23 protein-coding genes are annotated in these 25610 nt (G+C 72.4%); 13 read left to right on the forward strand and 10 right to left on the reverse strand.

The features are described from left to right. Positions 1–204: 204 nt before the first annotated feature. From dgcA to V7Z97_RS07750, 5 genes are all read right to left on the reverse strand, one after another. The gene (gene dgcA / locus V7Z97_RS07730) at positions 205–1185 is read right to left on the reverse strand and encodes an N-acetyl-D-Glu racemase DgcA (RefSeq protein WP_334162591.1); all 981 of its coding nucleotides are present in this window, start codon (positions 1183–1185) and stop codon (positions 205–207) included. After that, positions 1182–4076 carry a polar localization protein TipN gene (locus V7Z97_RS07735; RefSeq protein WP_334162548.1) on the reverse strand — a complete coding sequence of 965 codons (2895 nt, stop codon included), beginning with the start codon at positions 4074–4076 and terminating at the stop codon, positions 1182–1184. Before V7Z97_RS07735 ends, dgcA begins: the two co-directional genes overlap by 4 nt. 146 nt (positions 4077–4222) lie before the next feature. Next, positions 4223–4444, reverse strand: a complete 222-nt coding sequence (locus V7Z97_RS07740; protein ID WP_334162550.1) for a hypothetical protein — start codon at positions 4442–4444, stop codon at positions 4223–4225. A 133-nt stretch (positions 4445–4577) separates the two neighbouring features. After that, a complete protein-coding gene (locus tag V7Z97_RS07745; protein ID WP_334162551.1) occupies positions 4578–5111 on the reverse strand; it encodes a methylated-DNA--[protein]-cysteine S-methyltransferase in 534 nt (177 codons plus the stop codon). Continuing rightward, positions 5092–6624: a DNA-3-methyladenine glycosylase 2 family protein gene (locus tag V7Z97_RS07750; RefSeq protein WP_334162552.1), complete on the reverse strand. Its 1533-nt coding sequence runs from the start codon at positions 6622–6624 to the stop codon at positions 5092–5094. Before V7Z97_RS07750 ends, V7Z97_RS07745 begins: the two co-directional genes overlap by 20 nt. A 215-nt stretch (positions 6625–6839) precedes the next feature. Here V7Z97_RS07750 and V7Z97_RS07755 point away from each other — a divergent pair, with 215 nt between their 5' ends. The 12 genes from V7Z97_RS07755 to pobA all read left to right on the forward strand — a co-directional run bounded on the left by V7Z97_RS07755 (position 6840) and on the right by pobA (position 18640). Continuing rightward, the gene (locus V7Z97_RS07755; protein WP_334162553.1) at positions 6840–9287 is read left to right on the forward strand and encodes a TonB-dependent receptor; all 2448 of its coding nucleotides are present in this window, start codon (positions 6840–6842) and stop codon (positions 9285–9287) included. A 99-nt stretch (positions 9288–9386) separates the two neighbouring features. Then, positions 9387–9854: an RcnB family protein gene (locus V7Z97_RS07760; RefSeq protein ID WP_334162555.1), complete on the forward strand. Its 468-nt coding sequence runs from the start codon at positions 9387–9389 to the stop codon at positions 9852–9854. Positions 9855–9953: 99 nt separating this feature from the next. Then, positions 9954–10649, forward strand: a complete 696-nt coding sequence (locus V7Z97_RS07765) for a TetR/AcrR family transcriptional regulator (protein ID WP_334162557.1) — start codon at positions 9954–9956, stop codon at positions 10647–10649. 82 nt (positions 10650–10731) lie between these two features. Further along, positions 10732–11673 carry a Gfo/Idh/MocA family oxidoreductase gene (locus V7Z97_RS07770; RefSeq protein ID WP_334162559.1) on the forward strand — a complete coding sequence of 314 codons (942 nt, stop codon included), beginning with the start codon at positions 10732–10734 and terminating at the stop codon, positions 11671–11673. Next, positions 11673–12362: a 4-carboxy-4-hydroxy-2-oxoadipate aldolase/oxaloacetate decarboxylase gene (locus tag V7Z97_RS07775; protein ID WP_334162561.1), complete on the forward strand. Its 690-nt coding sequence runs from the start codon at positions 11673–11675 to the stop codon at positions 12360–12362. Before V7Z97_RS07770 ends, V7Z97_RS07775 begins: the two co-directional genes overlap by 1 nt. Positions 12363–12366: 4 nt before the next feature. Beyond that, positions 12367–13452 (forward strand): 4-oxalomesaconate tautomerase, encoded by a 1086-nt coding sequence (locus V7Z97_RS07780; protein WP_334162563.1) that lies wholly within the window; start codon positions 12367–12369, stop codon positions 13450–13452. Then, a complete protein-coding gene (locus V7Z97_RS07785; protein WP_334162565.1) occupies positions 13449–14318 on the forward strand; it encodes a DUF1932 domain-containing protein in 870 nt (289 codons plus the stop codon). The genes V7Z97_RS07780 and V7Z97_RS07785 overlap by 4 nt, the downstream gene beginning before the upstream one ends. After that, positions 14315–15337: an amidohydrolase family protein gene (locus V7Z97_RS07790; protein ID WP_334162566.1), complete on the forward strand. Its 1023-nt coding sequence runs from the start codon at positions 14315–14317 to the stop codon at positions 15335–15337. Before V7Z97_RS07785 ends, V7Z97_RS07790 begins: the two co-directional genes overlap by 4 nt. Then, positions 15334–16233: an amidohydrolase family protein gene (locus tag V7Z97_RS07795; RefSeq protein ID WP_334162567.1), complete on the forward strand. Its 900-nt coding sequence runs from the start codon at positions 15334–15336 to the stop codon at positions 16231–16233. The genes V7Z97_RS07790 and V7Z97_RS07795 overlap by 4 nt, the downstream gene beginning before the upstream one ends. 1 nt (position 16234) lies before the next feature. Continuing rightward, the gene (gene ligA / locus V7Z97_RS07800) at positions 16235–16621 is read left to right on the forward strand and encodes a protocatechuate 4,5-dioxygenase subunit alpha (RefSeq protein ID WP_334162568.1); all 387 of its coding nucleotides are present in this window, start codon (positions 16235–16237) and stop codon (positions 16619–16621) included. After that, positions 16621–17460 (forward strand): class III extradiol dioxygenase subunit beta, encoded by an 840-nt coding sequence (locus tag V7Z97_RS07805; protein WP_334162571.1) that lies wholly within the window; start codon positions 16621–16623, stop codon positions 17458–17460. Before ligA ends, V7Z97_RS07805 begins: the two co-directional genes overlap by 1 nt. A 4-nt stretch (positions 17461–17464) precedes the next feature. Continuing rightward, positions 17465–18640: a 4-hydroxybenzoate 3-monooxygenase gene (pobA, locus tag V7Z97_RS07810; RefSeq protein WP_334162572.1), complete on the forward strand. Its 1176-nt coding sequence runs from the start codon at positions 17465–17467 to the stop codon at positions 18638–18640. Here pobA and V7Z97_RS07815 read toward each other — a convergent pair. Together V7Z97_RS07815 and V7Z97_RS07820 are read right to left on the reverse strand one after the other, a co-directional pair. Then, a complete protein-coding gene (locus V7Z97_RS07815; protein WP_334162573.1) occupies positions 18637–19920 on the reverse strand; it encodes an MFS transporter in 1284 nt (427 codons plus the stop codon). The genes pobA and V7Z97_RS07815 overlap by 4 nt on opposite strands. A gap of 59 nt (positions 19921–19979) precedes the next feature. Continuing rightward, positions 19980–21818 carry a transglycosylase domain-containing protein gene (locus V7Z97_RS07820; protein WP_334162574.1) on the reverse strand — a complete coding sequence of 613 codons (1839 nt, stop codon included), beginning with the start codon at positions 21816–21818 and terminating at the stop codon, positions 19980–19982. A gap of 401 nt (positions 21819–22219) precedes the next feature. Between V7Z97_RS07820 and V7Z97_RS07825 the strand changes: the two genes are divergently transcribed. Next, positions 22220–22381 carry a hypothetical protein gene (locus tag V7Z97_RS07825; protein WP_334162575.1) on the forward strand — a complete coding sequence of 54 codons (162 nt, stop codon included), beginning with the start codon at positions 22220–22222 and terminating at the stop codon, positions 22379–22381. A 5-nt stretch (positions 22382–22386) separates the two neighbouring features. On the opposite strand, the gene upp is transcribed toward V7Z97_RS07825, so the two are convergent. The 3 genes from upp to V7Z97_RS07840 form a co-directional block, all read right to left on the reverse strand. Beyond that, on the reverse strand, positions 22387–23016 hold the full coding sequence (gene upp / locus V7Z97_RS07830) for a uracil phosphoribosyltransferase (RefSeq protein WP_334162592.1): 630 nt from the start codon (positions 23014–23016) through the stop codon (positions 22387–22389). 11 nt (positions 23017–23027) lie between these two features. Then, positions 23028–24143 carry a DUF1688 family protein gene (locus tag V7Z97_RS07835; protein WP_334162577.1) on the reverse strand — a complete coding sequence of 372 codons (1116 nt, stop codon included), beginning with the start codon at positions 24141–24143 and terminating at the stop codon, positions 23028–23030. A 129-nt stretch (positions 24144–24272) separates the two neighbouring features. Then, positions 24273–25529, reverse strand: a complete 1257-nt coding sequence (locus V7Z97_RS07840; RefSeq protein ID WP_334162578.1) for a GTP cyclohydrolase II — start codon at positions 25527–25529, stop codon at positions 24273–24275. Between the last annotated feature and the right edge of the window lie 81 nt (positions 25530–25610).

Here is a 25610-nt window from a genome sequence, read left to right on the forward strand (position 1 = left end):
CTGCGCAACTTTCGTCCAACGCGACATCGAAAATCCCCCGACTCCCCGGCCCTCGCGGTCCGGACGGGGTTCATTCACTCCAGCGGAGCGGCCTTCGCAAGCCGCGGAGGGATAAATCCTGCCCTGGTGCGACAATTCCGCCCCACACGGTCCCGCGCCGGCAGCGGCGCCTCCAGGCGGGCGACCCGGGTTCGCGGACCGGCGTCAGCCCCAGAGCGCCGCCGGCGGCGACTCGATGAGCGAGCCGGTGATGGCGAGGCCGGGCTCCCGGTCCCGGGCCAGCAGCAGCGGCCCGTCCAGGTCCACGAAGCGCGCGCCCTGGGCGACGACCATGGCCGGCGCCATGGCGAGCGAGGTGGCGACCATGCAGCCGACCATCACCTCCAGCCCGAGGGCGCGGGCCTCCGCGGCGGTGGCCAGGGCCTCGGTGAGGCCGCCGGCCTTGTCCAGCTTGATGTTCACGCAGGCATAGCGGCGGACGCAGTCGGCGAGCTCGGCGCGGGTGTGCAGGCTCTCGTCGGCGCACAGCGGCACAGGACTCCCCCAGCCTTCCAGCGCGGCGTCCTCGCCGGCCGGGAGGGGCTGTTCGAGGAGTTGCACGTCCAGGCGCGCAAGCTCGGGCGCCAGCCGCTTCAGGTCCTCGAAGGTGAGAGCCTCGTTGGCGTCGACGATCAGGCGGGTGCGCGGGGCCGCCCCGCGCACGGCTTCCACCCGGTCGAGGTCGTCCGCGCCGCCGATCTTCAGCTTCAGCATGGGCCGTCGGGTCTCCCGGCGCGCCGCCTCGGCCATGGCCTCCGGCGTGTCCAGGCTGAGCGTGTAGCAGGTCTTCACCGGATCCAGCCGCGACCGGCCGGCGAGCTCCCAGGCTCGCACGCCCGCCTGCTTGGCGGCGAGGTCCCAGAGCGCGCAGTCCAGCGCGTTGCGGGCTGCGCCGGGCGGCAGCAGCTCCTGCAGCGCCGCACGGTCGGCGCCCGCCTCGATCGCGGCGCGGGCGCTTTCGATCTCCGTCAGCACGCCCGCCATCTCCTCGCCGTAGCGGGCGTAGGGCACGGCCTCGCCGCGGCCCAGGTGCAGGCCCTCGGCGACCTCGGCGACCACCACATGCGCCTCGGTCTTGGCCCCGCGGGCGATGACGAAGGCCTCGCGGAGCGGCCAGCGCTCCTCGCGGACGGCGAGACGCCTCAGGCCATGTCCCCCACGGCCGCGTCGAGCAGGAGGTAGAGCCGGCCCGCCTCGCTGCCGAGCAGTTCGGCCATCAGGAAGCCCTCCGGATCGCGCACCACCGCGTCGTCCACCAGACCCTGGTAGCGGCGGATATAGGCCGTCACCTGGCCGCGCAGCGCCTCGTCGGTGAACAGGCGCCGCACGATCCGGCGCGTGGCGGCCGGCGCCAGGCGCTTCACGACCTGGCGCGCACCGTCGAGGTCGCCGACCTGCACCGCGGCCGAGATCTCGTCGATGCGCGGCCTGGGCAGCAGCTTCTCGGGATCGACGCCCATCTTGGCCAGCTCGGTGCCGAGCGTCTGCTCCAGCGCCTCGCCCTCGGCGGCTCCGCCGTCGATGGAGGACAGCAGGTCCTTCCAGGTCCAGCCCTCGCCGTCCCCCTCGGCCTTGGGCTCCGGCGCCGGGCGGCCGGCGGCGGCCTCGAACACCTGGCTGAATTCCTCGTCCGTCGCCGTCGGCGTGAGCTTCAGGCGGGGCCGCAGGCCCAGCCGGGCGGCGAGCGGCGTTCCGGGAGCCTTCTCGGCCTCCGGCTCGGCCTTCGCCCGGCCCTTCGCCGGCTTCGGCGCCGGCTCGGCGATCTCGTCGAGCACCAGGTCCTCCGGCGGAGCGGCCTCGGCGACGGGCTCGGGCTCCGCGGCGGGGGGCTCGGGCTCAGGCGCGGGAGCCGGCTCGGGCGTCCGGGTGCGGACGGGCCGCGGCGTCGGCGTGAAGGCCGCCGAGGCGGAGAAGGTCGGCGGCGGGGCCGCGGGCCGCGACGGCGGCGCGGGCGCGAGCGGCGCGGGCGGGGTCGCCGCCACCGAGCCCATCAGGCGCACGGCTTCGCTCAGCATCTCGAAGTTGCGGCGGACGCGCTCCTGGAAGGCGGCGTCGATCGCCTGCGCCTCCTCGGCGGTGCGGCGCGCGGCCTCCATCAGCTCGTCCATGCCCTGGACCACGGTCTCGCGGACCTGGTCGGCCTGGCCGCGGGCGGCGGCGGGCAGGCGCTTGGCCCGGTCCTCCACCTCGCCCAGCATGGCGCCCAGTTCGGCCAGGGTCGCCCGCGCGGCGGCGGCGCCCTCGTCCAGCTTCCGGGCAGTCGCGACACCGGCCTGCTCGACCATCTGCGACGACTGCTCGACGAGCGCGCGCGCCTCGGCGAGGCGGGCCTCGAACACCTGGTTGGCCTTCTGGCCGGCGGTGAAGGCGGCCTCGGAGAGTTGGTCCACCTGCTCCCGGGCGGTGGCGGCGTGGCTGGCGGCGGCCTCGCGGGTCTCCTCGGCGGCCTTGGCGAGGGCGTCGATGGCGGCGCGGGTCTGCGCCTCGAGCTGGGCGCGCTGCTCGGCGGCGGCCTGGGAGACGGCGTCCAGCGACTGCAGCGTTGACTGGCCGAACTCCTCGCGCTCGGCGCGGGCGGTCTCGGCGAGGTCGCGGAACTGCTCGGCCGCGTCGGCCATCAGCGCCTTCAGGGTCTCGCTGCCGCGGGTCGCCCGCTCGCTCATCTCGGCGGCCGAAAGGCGGGCCTGGCTGATGAACTCCGACAGGGTGTCTGCGTGGGTCTGCGCCTCGGCGGCGAAGCCCTCATGGTCGGCGCGCAGGGCCTGGGACAGGGTGATCAGCGCGGCGCGATGGTCGGAGAGCCCGCCCTCCACGGCCTTGATCTGATCGGCGACGCCGGCGCCGGCGGTCTCCAGCCGGGCGATGTGGCGGGTCAGGTCCTCGCCGGCGGTGCGCGCCGCGTCGCCCACCTCCCCGGCCGCGGCGGCCAGGTCCGCGGCGCGGGCGGCGAGCACGGCCTCGGCCTCGCGCAGCTGGGTCTCGGCGACGTCGGCCGCCTCGGCGACCATGCGGGCCTGGTTGCCGATCGCCTCGGTGACCTTGGCGGCGCGGGCGTCCAGGGTCTCGGCGAGCTCGGCCTCCGACGCCTTCAGCCGGTTTCCGGCGTCGTCGGCGGCCTCGACGACCCGGCGCGCCTGGCTGCCGATCGTCTCGCTCATCTGGGCGGTGCGGCCGTCCAGGGCCTCGGCGAGTTCGGCCTCGGCGGCCTTCAGCCGCGCGCCGGCGGCGTCCGTCGCCTCCACCACGCGGCGGGCCTGCGCGCCGATCACGTCGGCCACCTGGGCGGCGCGGGCGTCGAGGCTCTCGGCGAGCGCGCCGATCTCCGTGCGCTCCTTGCCGAGCGTCCCGGCGAGGTCCTGGGCTGTCCGCACCGAAGTCCGGGTGGCGTCGGTGAGCTTCAGCGTCTCCTCGGCCATGGCCTGCCGCAGCGCCAGCAGGGTCTCGCGGGCCTGGTCGGCGGCCAGCCCTGCGGCGGCGATCTCGTCGCGGACGCCCTGCACCACGTGGCCGGCGCGGGCCGCAGCGCTCAGCGCCGGCGCCAGCATGTCCTCGGCCATGGCCTTGGCGCGCTTCGCCTCGGCCGCCAGCTTCTGCCCCTGGCGGATCATGTAGGCGGCGCCCCAGACGAAGGCGGCCGGGCCGATCGCCAGAAGGGCGAAGACGGCGAGCCCGAAGACGTCCTCGGTCAGCGGCGCGACATTGTTGCGGTAGCCCACCGCGAACGCGATCGGGGCGAGCGCCCAGAGCACGGAGACGGCGAGCGCGGTCAGGTAGATCGGCCAGGCCGGCGGGGCGCGGACCTCGGCCGGCGCGGGGCCGTCGCCGAGCGGCTGCGGCCGGCGGGCCGGCGTCCGGGCCGGGCTGGCCGCCACCTCGGCGCGCGCCGGCGGCGGCTCCAGCGGCGGGACGGGGTCGGTGACCGGCGCGGCGAGCGGCTCGGCCACGGCCTCGCGCGCAGGCTCGGCGTTCGCCGCCAGCCTGGCCTCGTCGCCGGAAGCTCCGAAATCCGTCGGCGCCCGCCGTCCCCGGATCCTCATGCGCGGCCGTCCCCTTCCGTTCGAGCCCCGCGGGACCCGTCGCGAAGGATTACCCGCCGGCCGCGCGGACGCAAACAGCGGCCTGTGGAAAACCTCGGGTCAGCTATGGATTGTCGCGGCCGCGCAAGGGCTTGCGCGGGACGTCTTCAGGCCCGGATGACAGTCGCGGACTGCTGCTGGCGGCGGGTCTCGGGGCAGTCGGAGAGCTTCTCGGCGCGCGCCTTGCGCGGGGTGCGGGCGATCACCCGCTCCACCGGGGCCTGCGGCTTCTCCACCTGCAACGGCTCCACCGAGACGCCGAAATGCGAGAACGCGACAGCGGAGGAGTGCATCACCACGGCGGCGACCATGTCCGTCAATGTCGACATCGGTACCTCCCCGCCACGATGCGATTCCGTCGACCCTGGTTATACGGGAAGCGTTACCGGAGTGCGACCACCGGACGCATGAAATTTTGGAAAGGTTGCCGCCGTTCAGGTACGCCTTTGCCGCGTCTTGACTTCAGGCGGCAAGCTGTTCCCGGAAGCTGGCGCCCTCGTGGGACAGGAGCCACTTCTTGCGCGGCAGGCCGCCGCCGTAGCCGGTCAGCGAGCCGTTGGTCCCGATCACCCGGTGGCAGGGCACGACGACGGCGACCGGATTGGCGCCGTTCGCCAGGCCGACCGCGCGCACGGCGCTCGGCCGGCCGATCCGTTCAGCGAGGCCGCGGTAGCTGAGGGTCTCGCCGGCCGGGATGGTGCACAGCGCCTCCCAGACCTTCAGCTGGAACGCCGTCCCGGACGCTTTCCACGGCGCCCGGTCGAGCGCGCGGGCGTCGCCGGCGAAATAGGCCTCGAAGGCCGGCCGCAGCGGCGAGCGGCCCTCCGCGAGCCGCGCCTTCGGATAGTGGCGGCCGATCCAGGCCAGCATCCTCGGCTCGTAGTCGGTCCAGTTGAAGGCGCGGAGCACGCCGTCCTCGTCCGTGACCACGAGCGCGGTCCCGACCGGCGTCGGCAAGCGGTCCAGGGTGAGCGTTTCAGGCTGCGCGTTTCGCATCGGTCTTGGTCCTCTTGATCTGTTGCGGCTGGACCGCGTCGGCGGCCCAGAGGTGTTGGGCGGCGTAGGCCCGCCAGGGCCGCCACGCCTGGGATCGGGCGAGCAGCTCCTGGGCGGTCGGTCGCCGCCCCTCGTCGTCGGTGAGCGCCCGCATCAGGGCGATGTCGGCGTGCGGGAAGGCGTCGGGCTCCCGGAGCTCCCGCAGCGCGATGTACTGCGCCGTCCACTCGCCCACCCCCGGCAGGGCGGAGAGGGCGGCGATTGCGCTCTCCAGGTCCGCCCGCGGCGTGAAGATCGTCGGGTCCTCCGCGACAGTCCGGGCGAGCGCCTCGAGCGCCGCGCCGCGCGCCCGGGGCATGCCGAGCGCGGCGATGTCCCGACCCGCCAGCCGGTCCGGCGTCGGGAACACGCGGGAGAGGCCGAGGGCTGCGGCGGCCGGGTCGTCGATCCGCTCTCCGTAAGCCTCCACCAGCTTCGCCGCGAGGCTGCGGGCGGCGGTGACCGTGATCTGCTGCCCGAGGATCGCCCGGACGGCGAGCTCGAAGCCGTCCCAGGCGCCGGGGGCGCGCAGGCCCGGCCGCGCCGCGACGAGCGGCGCCAGCGCCGGATCCTGGCTGAGGTGCGCCCCGATCAGCGCCGGGTCGGCGGTCAGGTCGAACACCCGGCGGACCCGGGCGATCACCGCCGGCAGGGCCTGGACCTTCGGGAAGCGGATTTCCGCCACCAGGAAGTCGCCGGACCCCGGGGTCACGACGACCACGCCACGGACGCGGTCCACCGCGAGCGTGCGGGCGTAGCGGCGCGGCTGCACGACCTCCACGCCGGGGATGGCCCGGGCGCTCAGGAAGCCGATGACGCCGTCCCAGTCGTAGGGGGCGCGGTAGGGCAGCCGCACGGTGATGCCGCCCGCCGCGGCGCTCGCCTCCGGCGCCTGGCTGCGGCGCAGCACGCCCGGCGGCCGGCCGAACAGCTGCTGGAACGTCTCGTTGAACCGCCGCACGCTGCCGAAGCCGGACGCCAGCGCGACCTCGCCCATCGGCAGTTGGGTCTCGTGGATCAGCTGCTTGGCGAGCAGCACGCGGCGGGTCTGGGCGACCGCCACCGGGGATGCGCCGAGGTGCTGCCTGAACAGCCGCCGGAGCTGCCGGTCGCCGACGCCGAGCCGGTCGGCGAGCGCCTCCACGTCGCCGGCGTCCATCGCCCCGGCCTCGATCAGGGCGAGCGCCCGGCTGACGGTGTTGGACGTGCCGCGCCAGGCGCCGAGGTCCGGCGAGGATTCCGGCCGGCAGCGCAGGCAGGGGCGGAAGCCCGCCTCCTGGGCCGCCGCGGCGGTCGGGAAGAAGGTCATGTTCTCCGCCTTCGGCGTCCTGGCCGGACAGATCGGGCGGCAGTAGATGCCGGTCGTCTTCACGCCCGCGAAGATCCGGCCGTCGAACCGGGGGTCCCGGGTCAGGAAGGCGCGGCGGCAGGCTTCGAAATCCATGTCCATGTCGGGCAGGATGCGCGTCGCCACGCCGCAAGTCTCGCGGTTTTCGGACATTTATGGGCAGGTATTGGCGGTTTTCGGACGGCGAAGCGCCATGCCTCCGGCGCATTTCTGCAACGCGCGGATACGCAGGCGACACACCGGGGCCAAGCTTGTGTGATCCCTTCCGCCGCTCGCGAGTTTCTGCGCCCGAGGGCATGCCCGCGGCGCCGGCGCCCAAGTCACCGAGGAGAGTAGAGAGAGTGATCGAGCTGAAGACGCCCGGCGCGGGCGCGCGCCTGCGCCTGTCCCTCCTGACCTGCGCCGCCGCCGCTGCCTTGGCCGGCCCCGCGTTCGCCCAGGCCACGGCTCCCGCCGAGTCCTACGCCGACGAGGACGTGGACGCCGTCGTCGAGGAGCTCGTCGTCGTCGCCGAGACCCGCGAGCAGCGCGGCGCCGTCGTCGGCGACATCCCGCCGGAGATCCAGCTCGGGCCCCGCGAGATCCGCGCGCTCGGCGTCAGCTCCGTCGCCGAGCTGCTCGACGCGCTCGCCCCTCAGACCGGCAGCGGACGCGGCCGCGGCGGCGGCCGGCCGATCACCCTCGTCAACGGCCAGCGCATCTCCTCCTTCTCCGAGATCCGCGACCTGCCGCCGGAAGCGATCCTGCGCGTCGACATCCTGCCCGAAGAGGTCGCGCTGAAGTACGGCTACCGGGCCGACCAGCGGGTCGTGAACTTCGTCCTGCGCCCCCGCTTCCGGGCGCTGACGACCGAGGCCGGCGCGCGCGTCGCCACGGCGGGCGGCCGCGAAACCTTCGACGCCAACGTCAACGCGCTCCGCATCCAGCGCGACACCCGCCTGCAGGTCGACCTGAAGGCCGCCCGCTCGACGCCGCTGTTCGAGAGCGAGCGCGACATCCGCCCGGCCGACGACCTCGTCGCCGGCGCGCCGGACGAGGCGCCCTACCGGACGCTGCTCGGCGAATCCAGCCAGGCCTCGCTGAACGCCGTGCTGACCCGCCCGCTCGCCGAGGGCGTCTCCGGAACCCTGAACGGCCGCCTGGAGATGACCGAGAGCGAAGGCCGGCTGGGTCTCGCCGCCGGCGGCCTCGTCCTGCCGCCCGCCAATCCGTTCGGGCTCGACGTGCTGACCCGCCAGGGCGACACCTGGAGCGCGCACCTCGGCGCCGCCGCCAACGGGGCGGTGTCCGGCTGGCGCTGGTCTGTCACCGCCAACGCCGACCGCAGCGAGACCCGCACGGTCACCGAGCGGGCGATCGACGCGGACACCCTCGCCTACCGAGCGCCCGACCGGGCCCGCTCCGTCGTCACCTCCGCCGACGCCGAGGGCCTCGTGAACGGCTCCCTGTTCGAGCTGCCGGCCGGCCAGGTGACGACCGCCTTCACGCTCGGCCTGGAGACGCGCCAGTTCGAGAGCGAGTCCATCCGCCGGGGCGTCCGGCGCGACGCCGACCTCTCCCGCGACATCGCCCGCGCCCAGGCCAACCTCGACATCCCCCTCACCCGCCGGGACGTGTTCCTCGGCGCCGTCGGCAACCTGTCGGCGAACCTCAACGCCGCGGTGGAGGAGCTGTCGGACTTCGGCACGCTGACGACCGTCGGCGCCGGGATCAACTGGTCGCCGCTCGAGGACCTGCGGATCATCGCCTCGGTCACCGAGGAGGACGGCGCGCCGACGATCCAGCAGCTCGGCGATCCCGAGATCGAGACCGAGAACGTCCGGGTCTTCGACTACCTCACCGGCACGACGGTGGAGGTCACCCGCGCCGAGGGCGGCAATCCGTTCCTGCTGGCTGACAACCGGCGCGTCATGAAGCTCGGCGTCAACTGGAAGCCGCTGGATGACCACGACCTGACCCTCCGGGCGGACTACGTCCGCACCCGGATCCGGGACGTGATCGCGTCCTTCCCGACGGCGACCGCGGAGATCGAGCGGGCCTTTCCCGACCGGTTCACCCGCGAGGCCGGGGAGCTCGTCCGTATCGACAGCCGGCCGGTGAACTTCGAGCGGCAGGACCGCGAGGAGGTGCGCTGGGGCTTCCACTACTCCAAGCCGCTCGGCCCGACCCGGCCGCCCGGCGGCGTCCCCCGCCAGCGCGCCGCCCAGGGCGAGGGCAGCCAGGCTCCGGCCGGTCCCCGGGCCGGGGGCGACGGCCCGCGGCGCGGCCCCGGCGGCGGTGGCGGGTTCCGGGGCGGCGGGCGTGGCGCCGGCGCCCTGCAACTCGCCGTCTTCCACACCGTGCGCCTGCAGGAGGAGATCTTCATCCGGCCCGGCGTGCCCGTCCTCGACCTGCTCGACGGCTCGGCGGTCGGCGCCGGTGGCGGCCAGCCCCGTCACGAGGTGGAAGCCCAGGCCGGCGTGTCCAGGAACGGCCTCGGCGCGCGGGTGACCGCCCGCTGGCAGAGCGGCACCGAGGTGGACGGCGCCCGGTTCGGCGGCCAGGACCTGGAGTTCTCCGACCTCGCCACCGTCAACGTCCGGCTGTTCGCCGACCTCGGCCAGCAGCCCTGGGCGCGCGGCCGGCCGTGGCTGCGCGGCGCGCGGGCGACCCTGTCCGTGGACAACCTGTTCGACGCGCGGCTCGACGTCCGCGACGCCGACGGGGTGACGCCGGTCAGCTACCAGCCGGACCTCGTCGACCCGCTGGGCCGGACGGTCCGGATCAGCTTCCGCAAGCTGTTCTTCTGAGGGCTGCGCCGTTCAGGGACCTGAAGCCCAGGTGAACGACCGGGGCGCAGCTCCGTTCAGCGAGGCTGTGCGAGGGTGGCTGCAACTGAGGAGATCGCCATGAAGAAAGCCCTTCTGATCGCCGCCGCCGCCGCGATGACCTTTGCTGGCGCCGCGGCGTCCGCCCAGCCCTACGGCTACGGCGGCTATGGCCGCTACGAGCGCGATTCCGATCGCGACGGGCGTCCGGACCGTCGGGAATGGAACCGCGACCGCGACCGCGACGGCCGCCCCGACCAGTATGACCGCTATGACAACCGTCGCGGCAACGCCTACGGCCACCGCTCGAGCCGCTGGCGCACGGGCCAGCGGTACCCGTACTACAACAACCGCGGCTACTACATCAGCGACTACCACCGCTACCGCCTGCCGCCGCCGCGCCCGGGCTACCGCTACTACCGCTCGGACAACGGCGACATCGTCATGGCGGCCATCGCCACGGGCATCATCGGCCTGATCATCGCCGACGCCCTGAACGACAACAACCATCGCGACTACCGCTACGACGGCTACGGCCGCCGCTGGTAGGCGCGCCCGGACCGCGGCGGCCTCCCCCGCCGCGGTCCGTTCGCTTTCCCGCGCCGCCTCGGCGTACTATGCCGCCTCGGGGCTGACCTTGGAGGCGACGTGGCGCGGCAGGGGGTGAAGCGGAAGGCCGGGACCGAGGCGCCGCCGCGCGGCATGCCCGCACAGCCGAAGGCGCGCACCCGCACCAACGACCCGGACCGGACCCGCGCCGACATCCTGGAGGTCGCCACCCACGAGTTCTCCGAGAAGGGCCTCTCCGGCGCCCGGATCGACGAGATCGCCGAGCGCACCCGCACCTCGAAACGGATGATCTACTACTATTTCGAGAGCAAGGAGGGCCTGTACCGGGCCGTCCTCGAGGACTGCTACCGCCGCATCCGCGACATCGAGGCCGCCCAGGACCTGGCGGGCCGCCCGCCGCTGGAGGCGCTGGCCCGGCACGTGCGGTTCACCTTCGACCACCAGCTCACCAACACCGACTTCGTCCGCCTCGTCATGGTGGAGAACATCCACAAGGGCGAGCACATCGCCCGGCTCTCCCGGACGCAGCAGGAGGGCATGGCCGCCATCGACACCCTGCGCTCCATCGTGGAGCGTGGGATCCGCGAAGGGGTCATGCGCCGCGACCTCGATCCGGTCGACCTGCACATGTCGATCAGCGCCCTGTGCTTCTTCAACGTCGCCAACCGGCATACCTTCTCCACCATCTTCAAGGTCGACATGGCCTCGCCCGGCGCCACGGCCGCGCGCCGGGAATCGGTGACGGAGATGATCCTGCGGTACGTGGCGCCGTAACGGCGGCGCTTGCCGAACTATCCAGTTTGTACATTCTTGCGTCAGCGGCCGGCGGAGATCGGCGAACCAGGGAGAACGCCCCGTGAAAGTGGTCATGGCCGGGCAAGGCGCCTTCGGGATCAAGCACCTGGAGGCGATGCAGAAGATCGACGGCGTGGAGGTCGTGAGCCTCGCCGGCGGCAGCCCGGACTCCACCCGAGAGGTCGCCGAGCGGTTCGCCATCCCCCACTGGACCACCGACCTCGCCGAGGCCCTGGCCCAGCCCGGGGTCGAGGCCGCGATCCTCGCCACGCCCACCCAGATGCACGCCGCCCAGGCCATCCAGTGCCTGGAGGCCGGCAAGCATGTGCAGGTCGAGATCCCGATGGCCGACAACCTGGCGGACGCCGAGCGCCTGGCCGAGGTGGCGAAGCGCTCCGGCCTGGTCGCCATGGCCGGCCACACCCGGCGGTTCAACCCGTCCCACCAGTGGATCCACCGGCGCATCCGGGCCGGCGAGCTGAAGGTCCAGCAGATGGACGTGCAGACCTACTTCTTCCGCCGGAAGAACCTGAACGCGCTCGGCCAGCCGCGCTCCTGGACCGACCACCTCCTCTGGCACCACGCGGCCCACACCGTCGACCTGTTCAGCTACCAGACCGGCGAGCCGATCTCCGTCGCCCGCGGCGTCCAGGGGCCGATGCATCCCGAGCTCGGCATCGCCATGGACATGTCGATCCAGATGAAGGTCGCCTCCGGCGCCATCTGCACGCTCAGCCTATCGTTCAACAACGACGGGCCGCTCGGCACCTTCTTCCGCTACATCTGCGACAACGGCACCTACATCGCCCGATACGACGACCTGGTGGACGGCAAGGAACAGCCGATCGACGTCTCGCAGGTGGACGTGTCCATGAACGGCATCGAACTGCAGGACCGGGAGTTCTTCGCCGCCATCCGCGAGGGCCGCGAGCCCAACGCCTCCGTCGCCCAGGTGCTGCCCGCCTACCGCACCCTCGACGTCATCGAGAAGAGCCTCCTCTGATGGCCCTCGTCGTCCGCAACATCCCCCGAGCCGACCCATCGGTCATCGACGCCCTCGCCGGCCAGGGCGTGGCTACCGTCCACGAGGCCCAGGGCCGCAAGGGACTGCTCGCCAGCTACATGCGCCCGATCTACCGGCCGGCCGCCATCGCCGGCTCGGCGGTCACCTGCTCGGTCGCGCCGGGCGACAACTGGATGATTCACGTGGCCGTGGAGCAGTGCCAGGCCGGCGACGTGCTGGTGGTCGCCCCCACCTCCCCCTGCGAGGACGGCTATTTCGGCGACCTCCTGGCCACCTCCCTGAAGGCCCGCGGCGTGCGCGGCCTGGTCATCGACGCCGGCGTGCGCGACGTGGCGGTGCTGACCGAGATGGGCTTCCCGGTCTGGTCGAAGGCGATCTTCGCCCAGGGCACGGTCAAGGAGACGCTCGGCGACGTGAACCTGCCGCTGGTCTGCGCCGGCGCCCTGATCAACCCCGGCGACGTGATCGTGGCGGACGACGACGGGGTCTGCGTGGTCCGCCGCGCGGAGGCCGGAGCCGTCGCCGAGGCCGCCCGCAAGCGCGAGGCCAACGAGGGCGACAAGCGCGCCCGCTTCGAGGCCGGCGAACTCGGCCTCGACATCTACGGCATGCGCGAGCGGCTCGCCGAAAAGGGCCTGCGCTACGTGGACGAGGCGCCGGAAGGCTGAGCCCATGACCCAGACGGCGATCCCCTGCACGGTCATGCGCGGCGGCACCTCCAAGGGCCTCTACTTCCGCAGCCAGGACCTGCCGGCGGATGTCGCGACCCGCGACGCCGTCCTGCTGGCCGCCATGGGCTCCCCCGACCCGCGCCAGATCGACGGTCTGGGCGGGGCCCACCCGCTGACCAGCAAGATCGCCGTGGTCGGCCGGTCCACCCATCCGGACGCCGACGTGGATTACCTGTTCCTGCAGGCGGTGGTGGACGAGCCGCGCATCGACGCGGGCCAGAACTGCGGCAACCTGCTGGCCGGGGTCGGCCCCTTCGCCATCGAGGAGGGACTGGTGGCGGCGCAGGACGGCGTCACCACCGTCCGCATCAATATGCTCAACACCAAGAGCCTCGCCGCCGCCGCCATCCAGACCCCTGGAGGCCGGGTGCGCTACGACGGCGAGGCCCGCATCGACGGCGTGCCGGGGACCGCCGCGCCCATCCCCATCGACTTCCTCGACGTGGCGGGCTCGTCCTGCGGCGCGCTGCTGCCGACCGGCAACGCCCGCGACGTGGTCGACGGCATCGCGCTCACCGCCATCGACAACGGCATGCCCGTGGTCGTCATGCGAGCCGCAGACTTCGGCAAGACCGGCTACGAGACGCCGGAAGAGCTGGAGGCCGACGCCGAGCTGAAGGCCCGGGTCGAGGCGATCCGGCTGCAGATCGGCCCGCGCATGAACCTCGGCGACGTGGCGAAGAAGACCGTGCCGAAGATGTGCCTGATCGCCCCGGCCCAGCACGGCGGCGCGGTCTGCACCCGCAACTTCATCCCGCACCGGGTCCACGAGGCGATCGGCGTCTTCGGCGCCGTCAGCGTCGCCACCGCCTGCGTCCTGCCGGGCTCGGTCGCCGACGGCGTGGCCCAGGTTGCCGACCCCGGCTCCATTGATGTGGAGCACCCCACCGGCTTCTTCACCGTCGCCATGGAGACGGCGATGGAGGAGGGCGGGCTGAAGGTCCGCCGCGCCGCCCTGCTGCGCACCGCGCGGCGCCTGATGCGCGGCGAGGTCTATGTGCCGAAAGCCGTCTGGGGCGGCCGATGACCAACCTGACCCGCATCGCCCTGATCGGCTTCGGCGAAGTGGGCCAGACGCTCGCCGAGGATCTGGCCGGCAAGGCTGATCTCGCCGCCTGGGATATCGGCTTTCCCGATCCGGACTCGATCCCCTCCCGCGCCCTGCCCCGCTTCCAGGTTCGGGCGGCCGAAAGCGCCGCCGGCGCGGTCCGCGGCGCCCAGCTGGTCGTCAGCGCGGTGACCGCCGCCCGGGACCTCGAAGCTGCGCGGTCCGTCGGCGAAGGCCTGGAGCCGGGCGCCTTCTTCCTCGATCTCAATTCCTGCTCGCCGGGCCAGAAGACCGCCTCGGCCGAGGCGATCCACGCGGCCGGCGGCCGTTATGTCGAGGCCGCGGTGATGAGCCCGATCGGGCCGAAGCGCATCGCCTCGCCCATGCTGCTGGGCGGTCCGCACGCCCGCGCCTTCCTCCAGGCCGCCGACGGCCTCGGCTTCGCCGGCGCGCAGGCCTATTCCGAGGTGATCGGCCAGGCCGCGGCGACCAAGCTCTGCCGCTCGGTGATGATCAAGGGCGTCGAGGCCCTGCTCACCGAGTCCCTGCTCGCCGCGCGCCACTACGGCGTCGAGCAGGTGGTGCTGGACAGCCTGTCCGATCTCCTGCCCCTGCCGGACTGGAACCGCACCGCCCAGTACATGATCTCCCGCTCGCTGGAGCACGGGACCCGTCGCGCCGAGGAGATGCGCGAGGCGGCGCGCACGGTCGCCGAGGCGCAGGTCCCGCCGCTGATGAGCCGGGCCATCGCCGAGCGCCAGGACTGGGCGGCCGGTCACCGCAGCGCCCTGTCCGACGACCTCGCCGCCATGCTCGACGCCATCAACAGGGACCTCGGCCGATGATCATCGACTGCCACGGCCACTACACCACCGCGCCCGCGCCGCACGACGCCTGGCGCGACGCCCAGAAGGCCGCCTTCAAGGCCGGCGGCGACATCGATCCCGCCTATCCCGAAATCTCCGACGACGAGATCCGCGAGACCATCGAGAAGAACCAGCTGCGCCTGATCCGCGAACGCGGCGCGGACATGACCATCTTCTCGCCGCGCGCCTCGACCATGGCCCACCACATCGGCGACGAGGCGGTCAGCCAGGCCTGGACCCGGCGCTGCAACGATCTGATCAAGCGGGTGGTCGACCTGTTCCCCGAGACCTTCGTCGGCGTCTGCCAGCTGCCGCAGTCGCCGGGCGCCCCGATCGCCAACTCCATCGCCGAGCTGGAGCGCTGCGTCACCGAACTGGGCTTCGTCGGCTGCAACCTGAACCCCGACCCGTCCGGCGGCCACTGGACGAGCGACCCGCTGACCGCGCGCTCCTGGTATCCGTTCTTCGAGAAGATGGTCGAGCTGGACGTGCCGGCCATGGTCCACGTCTCGGGGTCCTGCAACCACAACTTCCACGCCACCGGCGCCCACTACATCAATGCCGACACCACCGCCTTCATGCAGTTCCTCGAGGGCGACCTCTTCCGGGACTTCCCGACCCTGCGGTTCATCATCCCGCACGGCGGCGGCGCCGTGCCCTACCACTGGGGCCGCTACCGGGGCCTGGCCGACATGCTGAAGCGGCCGCCGCTGCGGGAGCACGTGATGAGGAACGTGTTCTTCGACACCTGCGTCTACCACCAGCCGGGCATCGACCTGCTGTTCCGGGTGATCGACGTCGACAACATCCTGTTCGGGTCGGAGATGGTCGGCGCGGTACGCGGGATCGATCCGGAGACCGGCCACTTCTTCGACGACACCAAGCGCTACATCGACGCCCTGCCGATCTCCGACGCCGACAAGCGCAAGGTGTTCGAGGGCAATGCGCGGCGGGTCTATCCGCGGCTCGACGCCATCCTGAAGGCCCAAGGCCGATGAGCGTCGCCGACAGGCCCCAGGTCATGGATCCGGACTGGCTGGTCTGGCATCGGAGCCCAAGGAAGCCGGCCTATGTCCCGCCGCCGGGCGCGGTGGACGCCCACTGCCACGTGTTCGGGCCGGCCGCCGAGTTCCCTTTCGCACCGGAGCGGAAGTACACGCCCTGCGACGCCTCCAAGGCCCAGCTCTTTGCGCTGCGCGACCACCTGGGCTTCAGCCGAAACGTGATCGTCCAGGCCACCTGCCATGGGAAGGACAACCGGGCGACGGTCGACGCGGTGCGCGCATCCAACGGCATGGCGCGCGGCGTCGCCACGGTCGGCGAGGAGATCACCGAGGCGGAGCTCGCCGAGCTCCACGAGGCCGGCGTCCGCGGCGTGCGGTTCAACTTCCTGCGCCGGCTGGCCGACTTCACCCCGCACGAGGTGCTGCGCCGCATCGCCGGCAAGGTGGCGCCCTTCGGCTGGCACGTGGTGGTCTATTTCGAGGCCCCGGACCTGGCCGAGCTGAAGCCGCTGTTCTCGTCGCTGCCGACCAGGGTCGTCGTCGACCACATGGGCCGCCCGGACGTGAAGCTCGGGACGGACCACCCGCAGTGGCGCGCCTTCGTCGACTGGATGGGCGAGGACGAGGACGTCTGGTCCAAGGTCTCCTGCCCCGAGCGGCTCAGCCTCGCGGGACCGCCCTACGACGACGTGGTCCCGTTCCAGCGCGAGATCGTCGAGACCTTCCCCGACCGCGTGCTCTGGGGCACCGACTGGCCGCACCCGAACCTCAAGGGCCACATGGTCGACGACGGCGTGCTGGTGGACCAGATCCCCAAGTTCGCGGTGACCGAGGACCTGCGGCGCCGGCTCCTCGTGGACAACCCCATGCGCCTCTACTGGGCCGACTGAGATGACCGAGAAGCCCTATCACGACATCCCCGGCACCACCGTCTTCGACGCCGAGCAGTCCCGGCGCGGCTTCCACCTCAACCAGTTCTGCATGTCGCTGATGAAGGCGGAGAACCGGGCGGCCTTCAAGGCCGACGAGCGCGGCTATCTCGACCGCTGGCCGATGACGGAAGAGCAGAAGGACGCCGTCCTCCGGCGCGACTGGAACGGCATGATCGCGCTCGGCGGCAACATCTACTTCACCTCCAAGATCGCCGCGGCCGACGGCCTCTCCTTCCAGCAGATCGCCGCGATCATGAGCGGGGTCACCCAGCCGGAATACGCCGAGATGATGCTGAAGGGCGGCCGCTCCATCGAAGGCAACCGCTCGAAGAAGGAGCCGCGCTAGTGGCCAGGATCACCGCCGGCGTCGCCACCAGCCACGTGCCCGCCATCGGCGCCGCCCTCGACAACGGCAAGGCCGGCGAGCCCTACTGGCAGCCGGTGTTCGCCGGCTACGAAGCCTCCAAGGCCTGGATCGCCCGGGAGAAGCCGGACGTCGTCATCCTGGTCTACAACGACCACGCCTCGGCCTTCTCGCTGGAGCTGATCCCCACCTTCGCCATCGGCTGCGCGGACGAGTTCCAGCCGGCCGACGAGGGCTGGGGCCCCAGGCCCGTGCCCGTGGTGAAGGGCCATCCGGAGCTCGCCTGGCACCTGGCCGAGAGCCTGATCCTCGACGAGTTCGACATGACCATCGTCAACCGGATGGACGTCGACCACGGCCTCACCGTGCCGCTGTCGCTGATGTTCGGCCAGCCCGAAGCCTGGCCCTGCAAGGTCATCCCGCTGGCGGTGAACGTGGTCCAGTACCCGCCGCCCACCGGCAACCGCTGCTTCAACCTGGGCAGGGCGATCCGGAAGGCCGTCGAGAGCTTCCCCGAGGATCTCAAGGTGGTGGTCTTCGGCACCGGCGGGATGAGCCACCAGCTTCAGGGCCCCCGCGCCGGCCTGATCAACCGCGAGTTCGACAACGCCTTCCTCGATCGGCTGATTGATGATCCAGTGGGCCAGTCGAAGGTCCCGCACATCGACTATGTGCGCGAGGCCGGCTCCGAGGGGATCGAACTGGTCATGTGGCTGATCATGCGGGGCGCCCTGCACGAGCAGGTGCGGGTGGCCCACCGCTTCTACCATGTGCCCGCCTCCAATACGGCGGTGGGACACCTGATCCTCGAGAACGCCTAGGCCCGTGCACAGCGACCGCACCCAGGTCGCCATCATCGGCGCGGGGCCCGCGGGGCTCCTGCTGCAGCAGTTGCTGCGCCTGGGCGGCGTGGAGAGCATCGTCCTCGAACGCCAGACCCGCGCCCACGTCGAGGCCCGCGTCCGCGCAGGCGTCCTCGAGCCCGGTACGGTCGCCCTGCTGGAGAAGGCCGGCGTCGCCGACCGCCTCCACAGGGAAGGCCTCACCCACGACGGCGTTGAACTGGCGGTGGACGGCCGCCGCTTCCGCATCGACCTGCGCGACCTCACCGGGGCCGGCGTCACCGTCTACGGCCAGACCGAGATCACCCACGACCTGTTCGCCGCCGCCGACGCCCACCTCTCCCCGGTCGTCTACGAGGCCGAGCACGTGCTGCTGCACGACCTCGACGGCGAGCGGCCCTACGTCACCTGGCAGAAGCACGGCGTCGACCACCGCATCGACTGCGACCACGTCGCCGGCTGCGACGGCCAGCACGGCGCGGCCCGCGCCGCCCTGCCGACCGGCGTCACCCGCCTCTACGAGCGTCACGGCAGCGCCGCCTGGCTGGGCGTCCTCGCGGACGTGCCGCCCTGCGCCGCCGAGCTGATCTATGCGGAGAGCGCCCGCGGCTTCGCGCTCGCCTCCATGCGCTCGCCGACCCGCAGCCGCTACTACCTGCAGGTCGACGCTCACGAAACTCTGGAGGACTGGCCCGAGGCGCGGTTCTGGGAGGAGCTGGCCCGCCGGCTGGGTCCCGACGCGGCCGCCCACCTGACGCCGGACTACGCGCTCGAGCGCTCGATCGTGCCCCTGCGCAGCCATGTCATCGAGCCGATGCAGTGGGGCCGGCTGTTCCTGGCCGGCGACGCCGCCCACGTCGTCCCGCCCACTGGCGCGAAGGGCCTTAACCTCGCCGCCGCCGACGTGGGCCTGCTGGCCGAGGCGCTGATCGCCCAGCACAAGCACGGCGACGGGGCCCTGCTCGCCGCCTATTCCGGCCAGGCGCTGGCGCGGGCCTGGAAGGCGGTGCGCTTTTCCTGGTGGTTCACGGACCTGACCCACCGGACGGCCGGCGCCGATCCCTTCGACGGGCGTCTGCAGCGCGCGGAACTCGACCAGCTCCGGACGTCGCGCGCCGCCCAGACCTTGTTCGCCGAGAACTACGTGGGCCGCTTCTAATCCAAAGCGTCAGCCTTCGGCTTGAGGGCCATGAGGGCCAGGAAGCTGATCAGGGCCGCGGCGCTGAGGTAGAAGCCGACGAAGGTCAGTCCGCCGCGGTCGGCCAGCGCCTGGGCCGCCATCGGGGTCAGCCCGCCGCCCAGGATGCCCCCGACGTTGAACGCCACCGACACGCCCGTGTAGCGCACCCGCGCCGGGAACAGGCTGGGCAGGAAGGCGCCAAGCGGTCCGTAGACCAGCCCCATCATGACGAGGCCGAGCGACAGGAAGGCCCAGATCAGGAACAGGGAGCCCGAGCCCAGCATCGGCCCGAGCAGCAGGCCGGTCCCCACCGTCAGGATGCAGCCGGCCATCAGCACGCGGCGCGGCGTGGTGGCGTCGGCCCAGTAGCCCGCGAACACGATCCCGGCCGCCATGAAGCCGATGGCCCCGAGCTGCACGCCCAGGAAGGTCTCGCGGCCATAGCCCAGCCGGGTCGTGCCATAGCCGAGGGCGAACGCCGTGGTCAGGTAGAAGATCGCGAAACAGGCCACCACCGCGAAGGTCCCGCCCAGGGTCGCGAGCGCGTGGCGGCGGAACAGCTCGGCGAAGGGGACCTGCGGCGGCGGGGCCGCCTTCAGCGCCGCCGCGAACGCCGGCGTCTCGGTGAGCTTCAGCCGCACCCACAGGCCCACGCCGACCAGCACGACGCTCAGCAGGAACGGAATCCGCCAGCCCCAGGCCATGAACTGGGCGGGGCTCAGCAGGGCCCCGAGGATCAGGAACAGGCCGTTGGCGGCGATGAACCCCACCGGCGCGCCGAGCTGCGGGAACATGCCGAACCGCGCCCGCCAGCCCGGCGGGGCGTTCTCCACCGCCAGCAGGGCCGCCCCGCCCCACTCGCCGCCCAGGCCGAAGCCCTGGCCGAAGCGCAGCACGCATAGGAGGAACGGCGCGAGCCAGCCCGCCATCTCGTAGGTCGGGAGGAAGGCGATGGCGACCGTCGAGCCGCCCATCAGCAGCAGGGAGGCCACCAGGGTCGACTTGCGCCCGATGCGGTCGCCGAAGTGGCCGAAGAAGGCCGCGCCCATCGGCCGGGCGAAGAAGGCGAGCGCGAAGGTGGCGTAGGCGCTCATCAGCTGGGCCGAGGCCGAGGCCTGCGGGAAGAACAGATGGCCGAACACCAGCGAGGCCGCGGTGGCGTAGATGTAGAAGTCGTAGAACTCGACCGCCGTCCCGACCAGGCTCGCCGTCAGGATCCGCCGGTGAGACGCGCCGCCAGGCGCCGCCGCTATCGCCATCTGCCCCTCCCCCAAGGTCCTCCCCGCTTGGCGGCAGGAAGGCCGCGGGTCAAGGCGCGTCAGCGGATGGGCGGCGTCTCGGCATCCGCCTCCGGCTCCTCCAGCGTCTCGGAAGGCTCCGGCCCGGAGGCCTGCAAAACCTGCGGCTCGGGCGGCGGCGGGGCGCGCCCGGCCGGGATCGGCTGCATCGGCAGGCGCTTGACCGCCGTCGTCATGACGCCCTTCCACAGCTCCGCCGGCGCGCCGCCGCCGGTGATCCGGCCCATGGGCGCGTTGTCGTCCCGGCCGATCCAGGCGCAGGTGGCGAAACCCCCGGTGTAGCCGCAGAACCAGGCGTCCTTGTAGTCGGAGGTGGTGCCGGTCTTGCCGGCGAGATCATAGCCGGGGATGGCCGCCCGCTGGCCGGTGCCGGTGGCGATCACCGCCCGCAGCATGCGGTTCAGGTTGCTCAGCGCCGGATTGGCCGTGACCGGCGTCCAGGTCGGCGGGCTGCGCTGGTAGAGCAGCTTGCCGGCCGGCGTGCGGATGCGCTCGATGCCATAGGCCTGCACCCGATGGCCGCCGTTGGCGAACACCGCATAGGCCTGGGTCATCTCCAGGGGCGTCACCAGGCTAGTGCCGAGCGCCATGGCCGGATCGGTGTTGACGGTGGAGGCGACGCCCAGCCGGCGGGCGGTCTGCGCGATCGCCGGCCGCCCCACCAGGTCGGCGGTGCGCGCGGCCACGGTGTTCACCGAGGAGGCCACGGCGCGCTCCAGGGTGATCGGCCCCAGGAAGCCCTCGTCGTAGTTCTGCGGGCTCCAGGCGCCGATCGTCACCGGCTCGTCCACCACCGGCATCTCCGGCGTCCAGCCGGCCTCCAGCGCGGTCAGGTAGACGAACGGCTTCCAGGCCGAGCCCGCCTGGCGCTTGGCGACCGCTGCGCGGTTGTAGGGCGCCTTGGCGTAGTCGAGGCCGCCGACCATGGCCCGCACCCGGCCCGCGCCGTCCACCGACACCACCGCCGCCTGGGCGGACGGCGCGCTGGCGCCCACCACCCGGCGCGCGGCGCTGGCCGCGGCGCGCTCGAGCTGGGCGTCGAGCGTGGTCTCGATCACCAGGTCCTGCTTGGGATTGCCGACCAGCCGGCGGGTCTCGCCGTCCAGCCAGTCGATGAAGTACTGGGCGGGCGCGTTCGGCGCGGTCTGCCAGACCGTCGGCTTCTTCGCCGCCGCCTGGGACCGCTGCGCCGGTGTGATCGCGCCGGTCTCGACCATGATGTCCATGACCAGCTTCGCCCGGCTCCAGCTCGCCTCGGCCTGCTCCACGGGGTGGTAGTTGACCGGCGACTTCAGGACCCCGGCCAGCATGGCGGACTCGGCGATGGTCAGCTTCGCCGCCGGCTTGTTGAAGTAGCGCTGGGCCGCGGCCTCCAGGCCGTAGGCGCCGGAGCCGAAGTAGACCCGGCTCAGGTACATGCCGAGGATCTGGCGCTTGCTGTAGGTCCGCTCCAGCTGCACGGCGTAGAGCACCTCGGTCGCCTTGCGCTCGAGCGTACGGTCCTGGTTGAGGTAGAGGTGGCGCGCCAGCTGCTGGGTGATGGTCGAGGCGCCCTGCGTCGCCCGCCCCTCGCCCGCCGCCACCACGATGGCCCGGGCGATGCCGCGGGGGTCGAAGCCGGTATGCTCCCAGAACCTGCGGTCCTCGATGGCCACGAAGGCCGCGGGCACGTGGGTCGGCAGCTTCGCCAGGTCCACGGGCGGCGCGAAACGGCCGCCGCGCACCCCAATCACCGCGCCGGTGCGGTCCACATAGGTGATCTGGGCCTCGCGCCGGATCGGCGGCAGGACGGGCAGCTCGGGCGCGGCGAGCGACGGTCCGGCGGCCAGGACCGAGGCGGAGGCAAGCAGGCTAAGCACGCGGACAGGCTCTCCAGAGCGGCGCTCCCTCAAGCGCCGGTCGACACGCGCCCCCTTCTCGCCGGGGACGCGACGCCGGCCAACATAATTCGCGGTAATGCAGCCCTCGGCCACGCGGTGTGCAGTCGCGGTGGAGACGCCGCGGGCAAAAAGAAAGGCCGCGCGGTCCCGCGCGGCCGAAGTCTAGGGAGGAAACGCCCCTAACGGGACGCCCAAGGAGTGGCCCGGACCGGGGGCGCGCCGCAAGCGCGTCGCGCCGATCCGGGGAGAGGATTCTGCAGGCGCCCAGAAAAGCGGCGCCGGCGCCCGCCGCCCCTGTGCTCCAGGTCACAGCGGCCTCTGCGAAAAACGCATACCGGCTCTGCATGGCCGCTCATTGAAGCTCGGCCATGAAGGCTCATATGAGCCCTGTCGCCAGCCCCAAGACCCCGATCGCCGCCATGCCGAACCCCGCCCCCCACAGGAGACATTCGCCGAACCGCCAGAGGCTGATCGGCCGCACCGTGATGTGGTCGCTCGCAGCCTGCGTCGTCGTGCTGAAGCTGACCCTGCCGGTGTTCTGACGCGGCTACCTGGTCCCGTACATCCGGTCGCCCGCGTCGCCGAGCCCGGGCAGGATGTAGCCGTGGTCGTTGAGCCGCTCGTCCACCGCGGCCGTCCAGACCTTCACCTCCGGATGGTGGCCGTGGAAGTTCGAGATCCCCTCGGGCGAGGCCAGCAGGCAGGCCATGCGGATGTCCCGGGCGCCCGCCTCCTTCAGCCGGTCCATGGCCGCGATGGCGGTGTTGCCGGTGGCCAGCATCGGGTCGACCACGATCACCAGCCGGTCGGCGAGGTCGGCCGGGGCCTTGAAGTAGTACTCCACGCAGCCGAGGGTGACGGGATCGCGGTAGAGGCCCACGTGCGCCACGCGCGCGGCGGGAACCAGCTCCAGCATCCCCTCCAGCATGCCCATGCCCGAGCGGAGGATGGCGGCGAACACCAGCTTCTTGCCGGCCAGGGTCGGCGCGCTCATCGGCATGAGCGGCGTCTCGATCTGCACCGTCTCCAGCGGCAGGTCGCGGGTGACCTCGTAGCAGACCAGGCTGCCGATCTCCTTCAGGAGCTGGCGGAAGCTCTTGGTCGAGGTGTCCTTCTTCCGCATCAGGGTGAGCTTGTGCCTGACCAGCGGATGGTCGACGACCGTGACGCCCTTCATCTTCGCCCCCATCAGAATACCGTCCCGTCGCTGAGGATCTTCAGCGGCGGCCCGCCGTCGGCGCGCAGCTCGCGCGCGATCCGTCGCCCCGCGGCCCACGATCCGCCCTCCAGCACCCGCGCCAGCGGGAAGGCCTCGGCGCTCACGCCCAGGCGCTCCCGCACCAGGGGCGCCAGCCGGTCCAGCAGGGCGACGGTGAGCGCGCGCCAGCCGACGACCAGCGGGCCATCGACAGGGTGCTCGCGGGCGAGATCGGCGGGATCCTTCAGCACCAGGACGCCCAAGTCCACGAACAGGCCGCCGTTGCGGTATTCGGCGAGCCCCGTGAGGCCGTCGATGTCCGTCACCTCGATGCCGGCCCACTGCAGCGGCTCGATCAGCGAATAGCTCATCCACTGGCTGAGCTTGTGGATGGGCACGAAGCCCTCCACCGCCGGGTGGCGCCAGCAGTCGCCGAGCGGAATGCCGCCCAGCGCGAGGCGGCCGGGCCAGATCGGGCCCAGCTCGGCCAGCAGCACCTCCAGGATCACCGGCGCGGGCAGCTTCCCGGCCTCCGCCCGGCCGGCCATCAGGTCGAACAGGCGCGCCGGCCTGCCGACCGTCTCGCCCAGCCGGCGCAACAGTGCCGCGCGGCCTTCGACGCCCACCAGCGGATTGTCGTCCGAGACCTGGAAGGCCTCGGCCACCGCCGCCGCGTCGACCGCCGAAAGGTCGTCGAGCGCGCCGGACTCCCACATCCGCAGCGAGGCGACGCCCAGCCCTTCCGACCGCGCCAGCTCGGCGCCGGTCGCGTCGCGGTAGCGCCAGGCCGGACCCGCGCCGGCGTCCAGCAGCACCGACGGGATCACCAGGTCGAACGCCGCCCGCCCGAGGTCGGTCGGGTCGGACGGTTTCTTCGCCTCCGCCCACAGGTCGCGGCCGTTCGCCGTGAAATGCCGCCACCGCGCATGGAACGGCACGCGCAGGTCCGGATAGTTCGCCCGCACAGTCTCGGCCGTCAGGTCGGCGGCGGCGTCCAGGCGCGCCAGCTCCACCCGCCACTCGGCGAGCCCGTCGGTCAGCGCGAGGTCCAGCAGCTCACGGGCGCGCGCGCGGACGGCGGCGGCGGAGAGGAGGTGTTTCGCCACTTCGCGCTCATCCCCGCGAAAGCGGGGACCCAGGCTTGTTGTGTTCATTCCGGACACGCCGGCGCTCCTTGAAGAAAGACACCTGGGTCCCCGCCTTCGCGGGGATGAGCGGTGTTGGGGGGCGTCGCCTCAGAACTTGTCCAGGTCGCGCCCGACCACCTTCGTCAGGTCGTCCTGCGACGGCGGGCCTTCGGGGGTGAAGTAGCCGGCGGCCTTCTTGGCCTCCATCTCGACGCTGGCGTCCGGCGGGACCAGCCAGTCGGGAATGGGCACCCGCTCGCCGATCTCGATGCCGCCGTGCACGAGGGCGTCGTACTTCATGTTGGACATCGAGACGAACCGGTCGATCCGCCGGATCCCCAGCCAGTGGATGATGTCGGGCATCATCTGCTGGAAGCGGGCGTCCTGGACCCCGGCCACGCACTCCGTCCGCTCGAAATAGGTCGCCGCCTGGTCGCCGCCCGGCTGGCGCTTGCGCGCGTTGTAGACCAGGAACTTGGTCACCTCGCCGAGCGCCCGGCCCTCCTTGCGGTTGTAGACGATCAGGCCCGTGCCGCCGGTCTGGGCGCTCTGCACGCACTCCTCGATCCCGTGCGTCAGATACGGCCGGCAGGTGCAGATGTCGGAGCCGAAGACGTCGGAGCCGTTGCACTCGTCATGCACCCGGCAGGTGAGGCTCACCCGCCTGTCGCCGAGCTTCGCCGGGTCGCCGAAGATGTAGAGGGTGATGCCGCCGATCGGCGGCAGGAAGACCTGGATGTCCGGCCGGGTCACCAACTCCGGATACATGCCGCCGGTCTGCTCGAAGAGGGTGCGCCGCAGGGTCTGCTCGTCCACCTCGAACCGCTCGGCGATGCCGGGCAGCCACCAGACCGGATCGATCGCCGCCTTGGTCACCGAGACGTCGCCGCCCTCGTGCACCACCTCGCCGTCGACCTTCAGCCGGCCCTTGGCGATGGCCTCGTGGATCTCCGGCAGGTCGATGCGCGCCTTGGTGATGGCGATCGTCGGGCGGATGTCGACGCCCTCGGCCAGCTCCGGCGCGAAGTCCTCGGCGACCCGGTGGCCCCAGGGATCGAGGCTGACGATCCTGCCGGCCTCGCTCCACTGCGGATGCGGCCCGATCTCCACCACCGGATGGGTGTTGGTGAGCTCCGGCCGGGCCAGCGGGTTCATCGCCCCGGCCGAGATGGCCAGCGCCCGGTAGACCGAATAGGCGCCGCCGTGGGCGCCGACGGCGTTGCGGTCGGAGCCGGCGTTGGCGGTGGCCACCACCGGGCCGCGCGCGCGGGCGGTGGCGGCGTCCCAGTGGATCGGGAAGCGGCTCGGCGCGCCCGCGCCGGGGTGCGAGGTGAGCCGGATGTGGGATGTCCTGTTGCCGGACATGTGTCTGAAGAACCTCCAGAATCGGGAAGGCCCCGCGCCGGTTCGCCGGCGCGGGGCCTTTGAGAGCGAACTGTGATCCTA

Source organism: Phenylobacterium sp., assembly GCF_036821595.1.
GTDB lineage: Bacteria > Pseudomonadota > Alphaproteobacteria > Caulobacterales > Caulobacteraceae > Phenylobacterium.

What these genes read in the sequence shown, in the direction of transcription:
- V7Z97_RS07735 (WP_334162548.1), bottom strand. Translation starts at nt 4,076, where the DNA reads ATGAGGATCCGGGGACGGCGGGCGCCGACGGATTTCGGAGCTTCCGGC.
- V7Z97_RS07740 (WP_334162550.1), bottom strand. Translation starts at nt 4,444, where the DNA reads ATGTCGACATTGACGGACATGGTCGCCGCCGTGGTGATGCACTCCTCC.
- V7Z97_RS07745 (WP_334162551.1), bottom strand. Translation starts at nt 5,111, where the DNA reads ATGCGAAACGCGCAGCCTGAAACGCTCACCCTGGACCGCTTGCCGACG.
- V7Z97_RS07760 (WP_334162555.1), top strand. Translation starts at nt 9,387, where the DNA reads ATGAAGAAAGCCCTTCTGATCGCCGCCGCCGCCGCGATGACCTTTGCT.
- V7Z97_RS07775 (WP_334162561.1), top strand. Translation starts at nt 11,673, where the DNA reads ATGGCCCTCGTCGTCCGCAACATCCCCCGAGCCGACCCATCGGTCATC.
- V7Z97_RS07780 (WP_334162563.1), top strand. Translation starts at nt 12,367, where the DNA reads ATGACCCAGACGGCGATCCCCTGCACGGTCATGCGCGGCGGCACCTCC.
- V7Z97_RS07785 (WP_334162565.1), top strand. Translation starts at nt 13,449, where the DNA reads ATGACCAACCTGACCCGCATCGCCCTGATCGGCTTCGGCGAAGTGGGC.
- V7Z97_RS07790 (WP_334162566.1), top strand. Translation starts at nt 14,315, where the DNA reads ATGATCATCGACTGCCACGGCCACTACACCACCGCGCCCGCGCCGCAC.
- V7Z97_RS07795 (WP_334162567.1), top strand. Translation starts at nt 15,334, where the DNA reads ATGAGCGTCGCCGACAGGCCCCAGGTCATGGATCCGGACTGGCTGGTC.
- ligA (WP_334162568.1), top strand. Translation starts at nt 16,235, where the DNA reads ATGACCGAGAAGCCCTATCACGACATCCCCGGCACCACCGTCTTCGAC.
- V7Z97_RS07815 (WP_334162573.1), bottom strand. Translation starts at nt 19,920, where the DNA reads ATGGCGATAGCGGCGGCGCCTGGCGGCGCGTCTCACCGGCGGATCCTG.
- V7Z97_RS07825 (WP_334162575.1), top strand. Translation starts at nt 22,220, where the DNA reads ATGAGCCCTGTCGCCAGCCCCAAGACCCCGATCGCCGCCATGCCGAAC.
- upp (WP_334162592.1), bottom strand. Translation starts at nt 23,016, where the DNA reads ATGAAGGGCGTCACGGTCGTCGACCATCCGCTGGTCAGGCACAAGCTC.
- V7Z97_RS07840 (WP_334162578.1), bottom strand. Translation starts at nt 25,529, where the DNA reads ATGTCCGGCAACAGGACATCCCACATCCGGCTCACCTCGCACCCCGGC.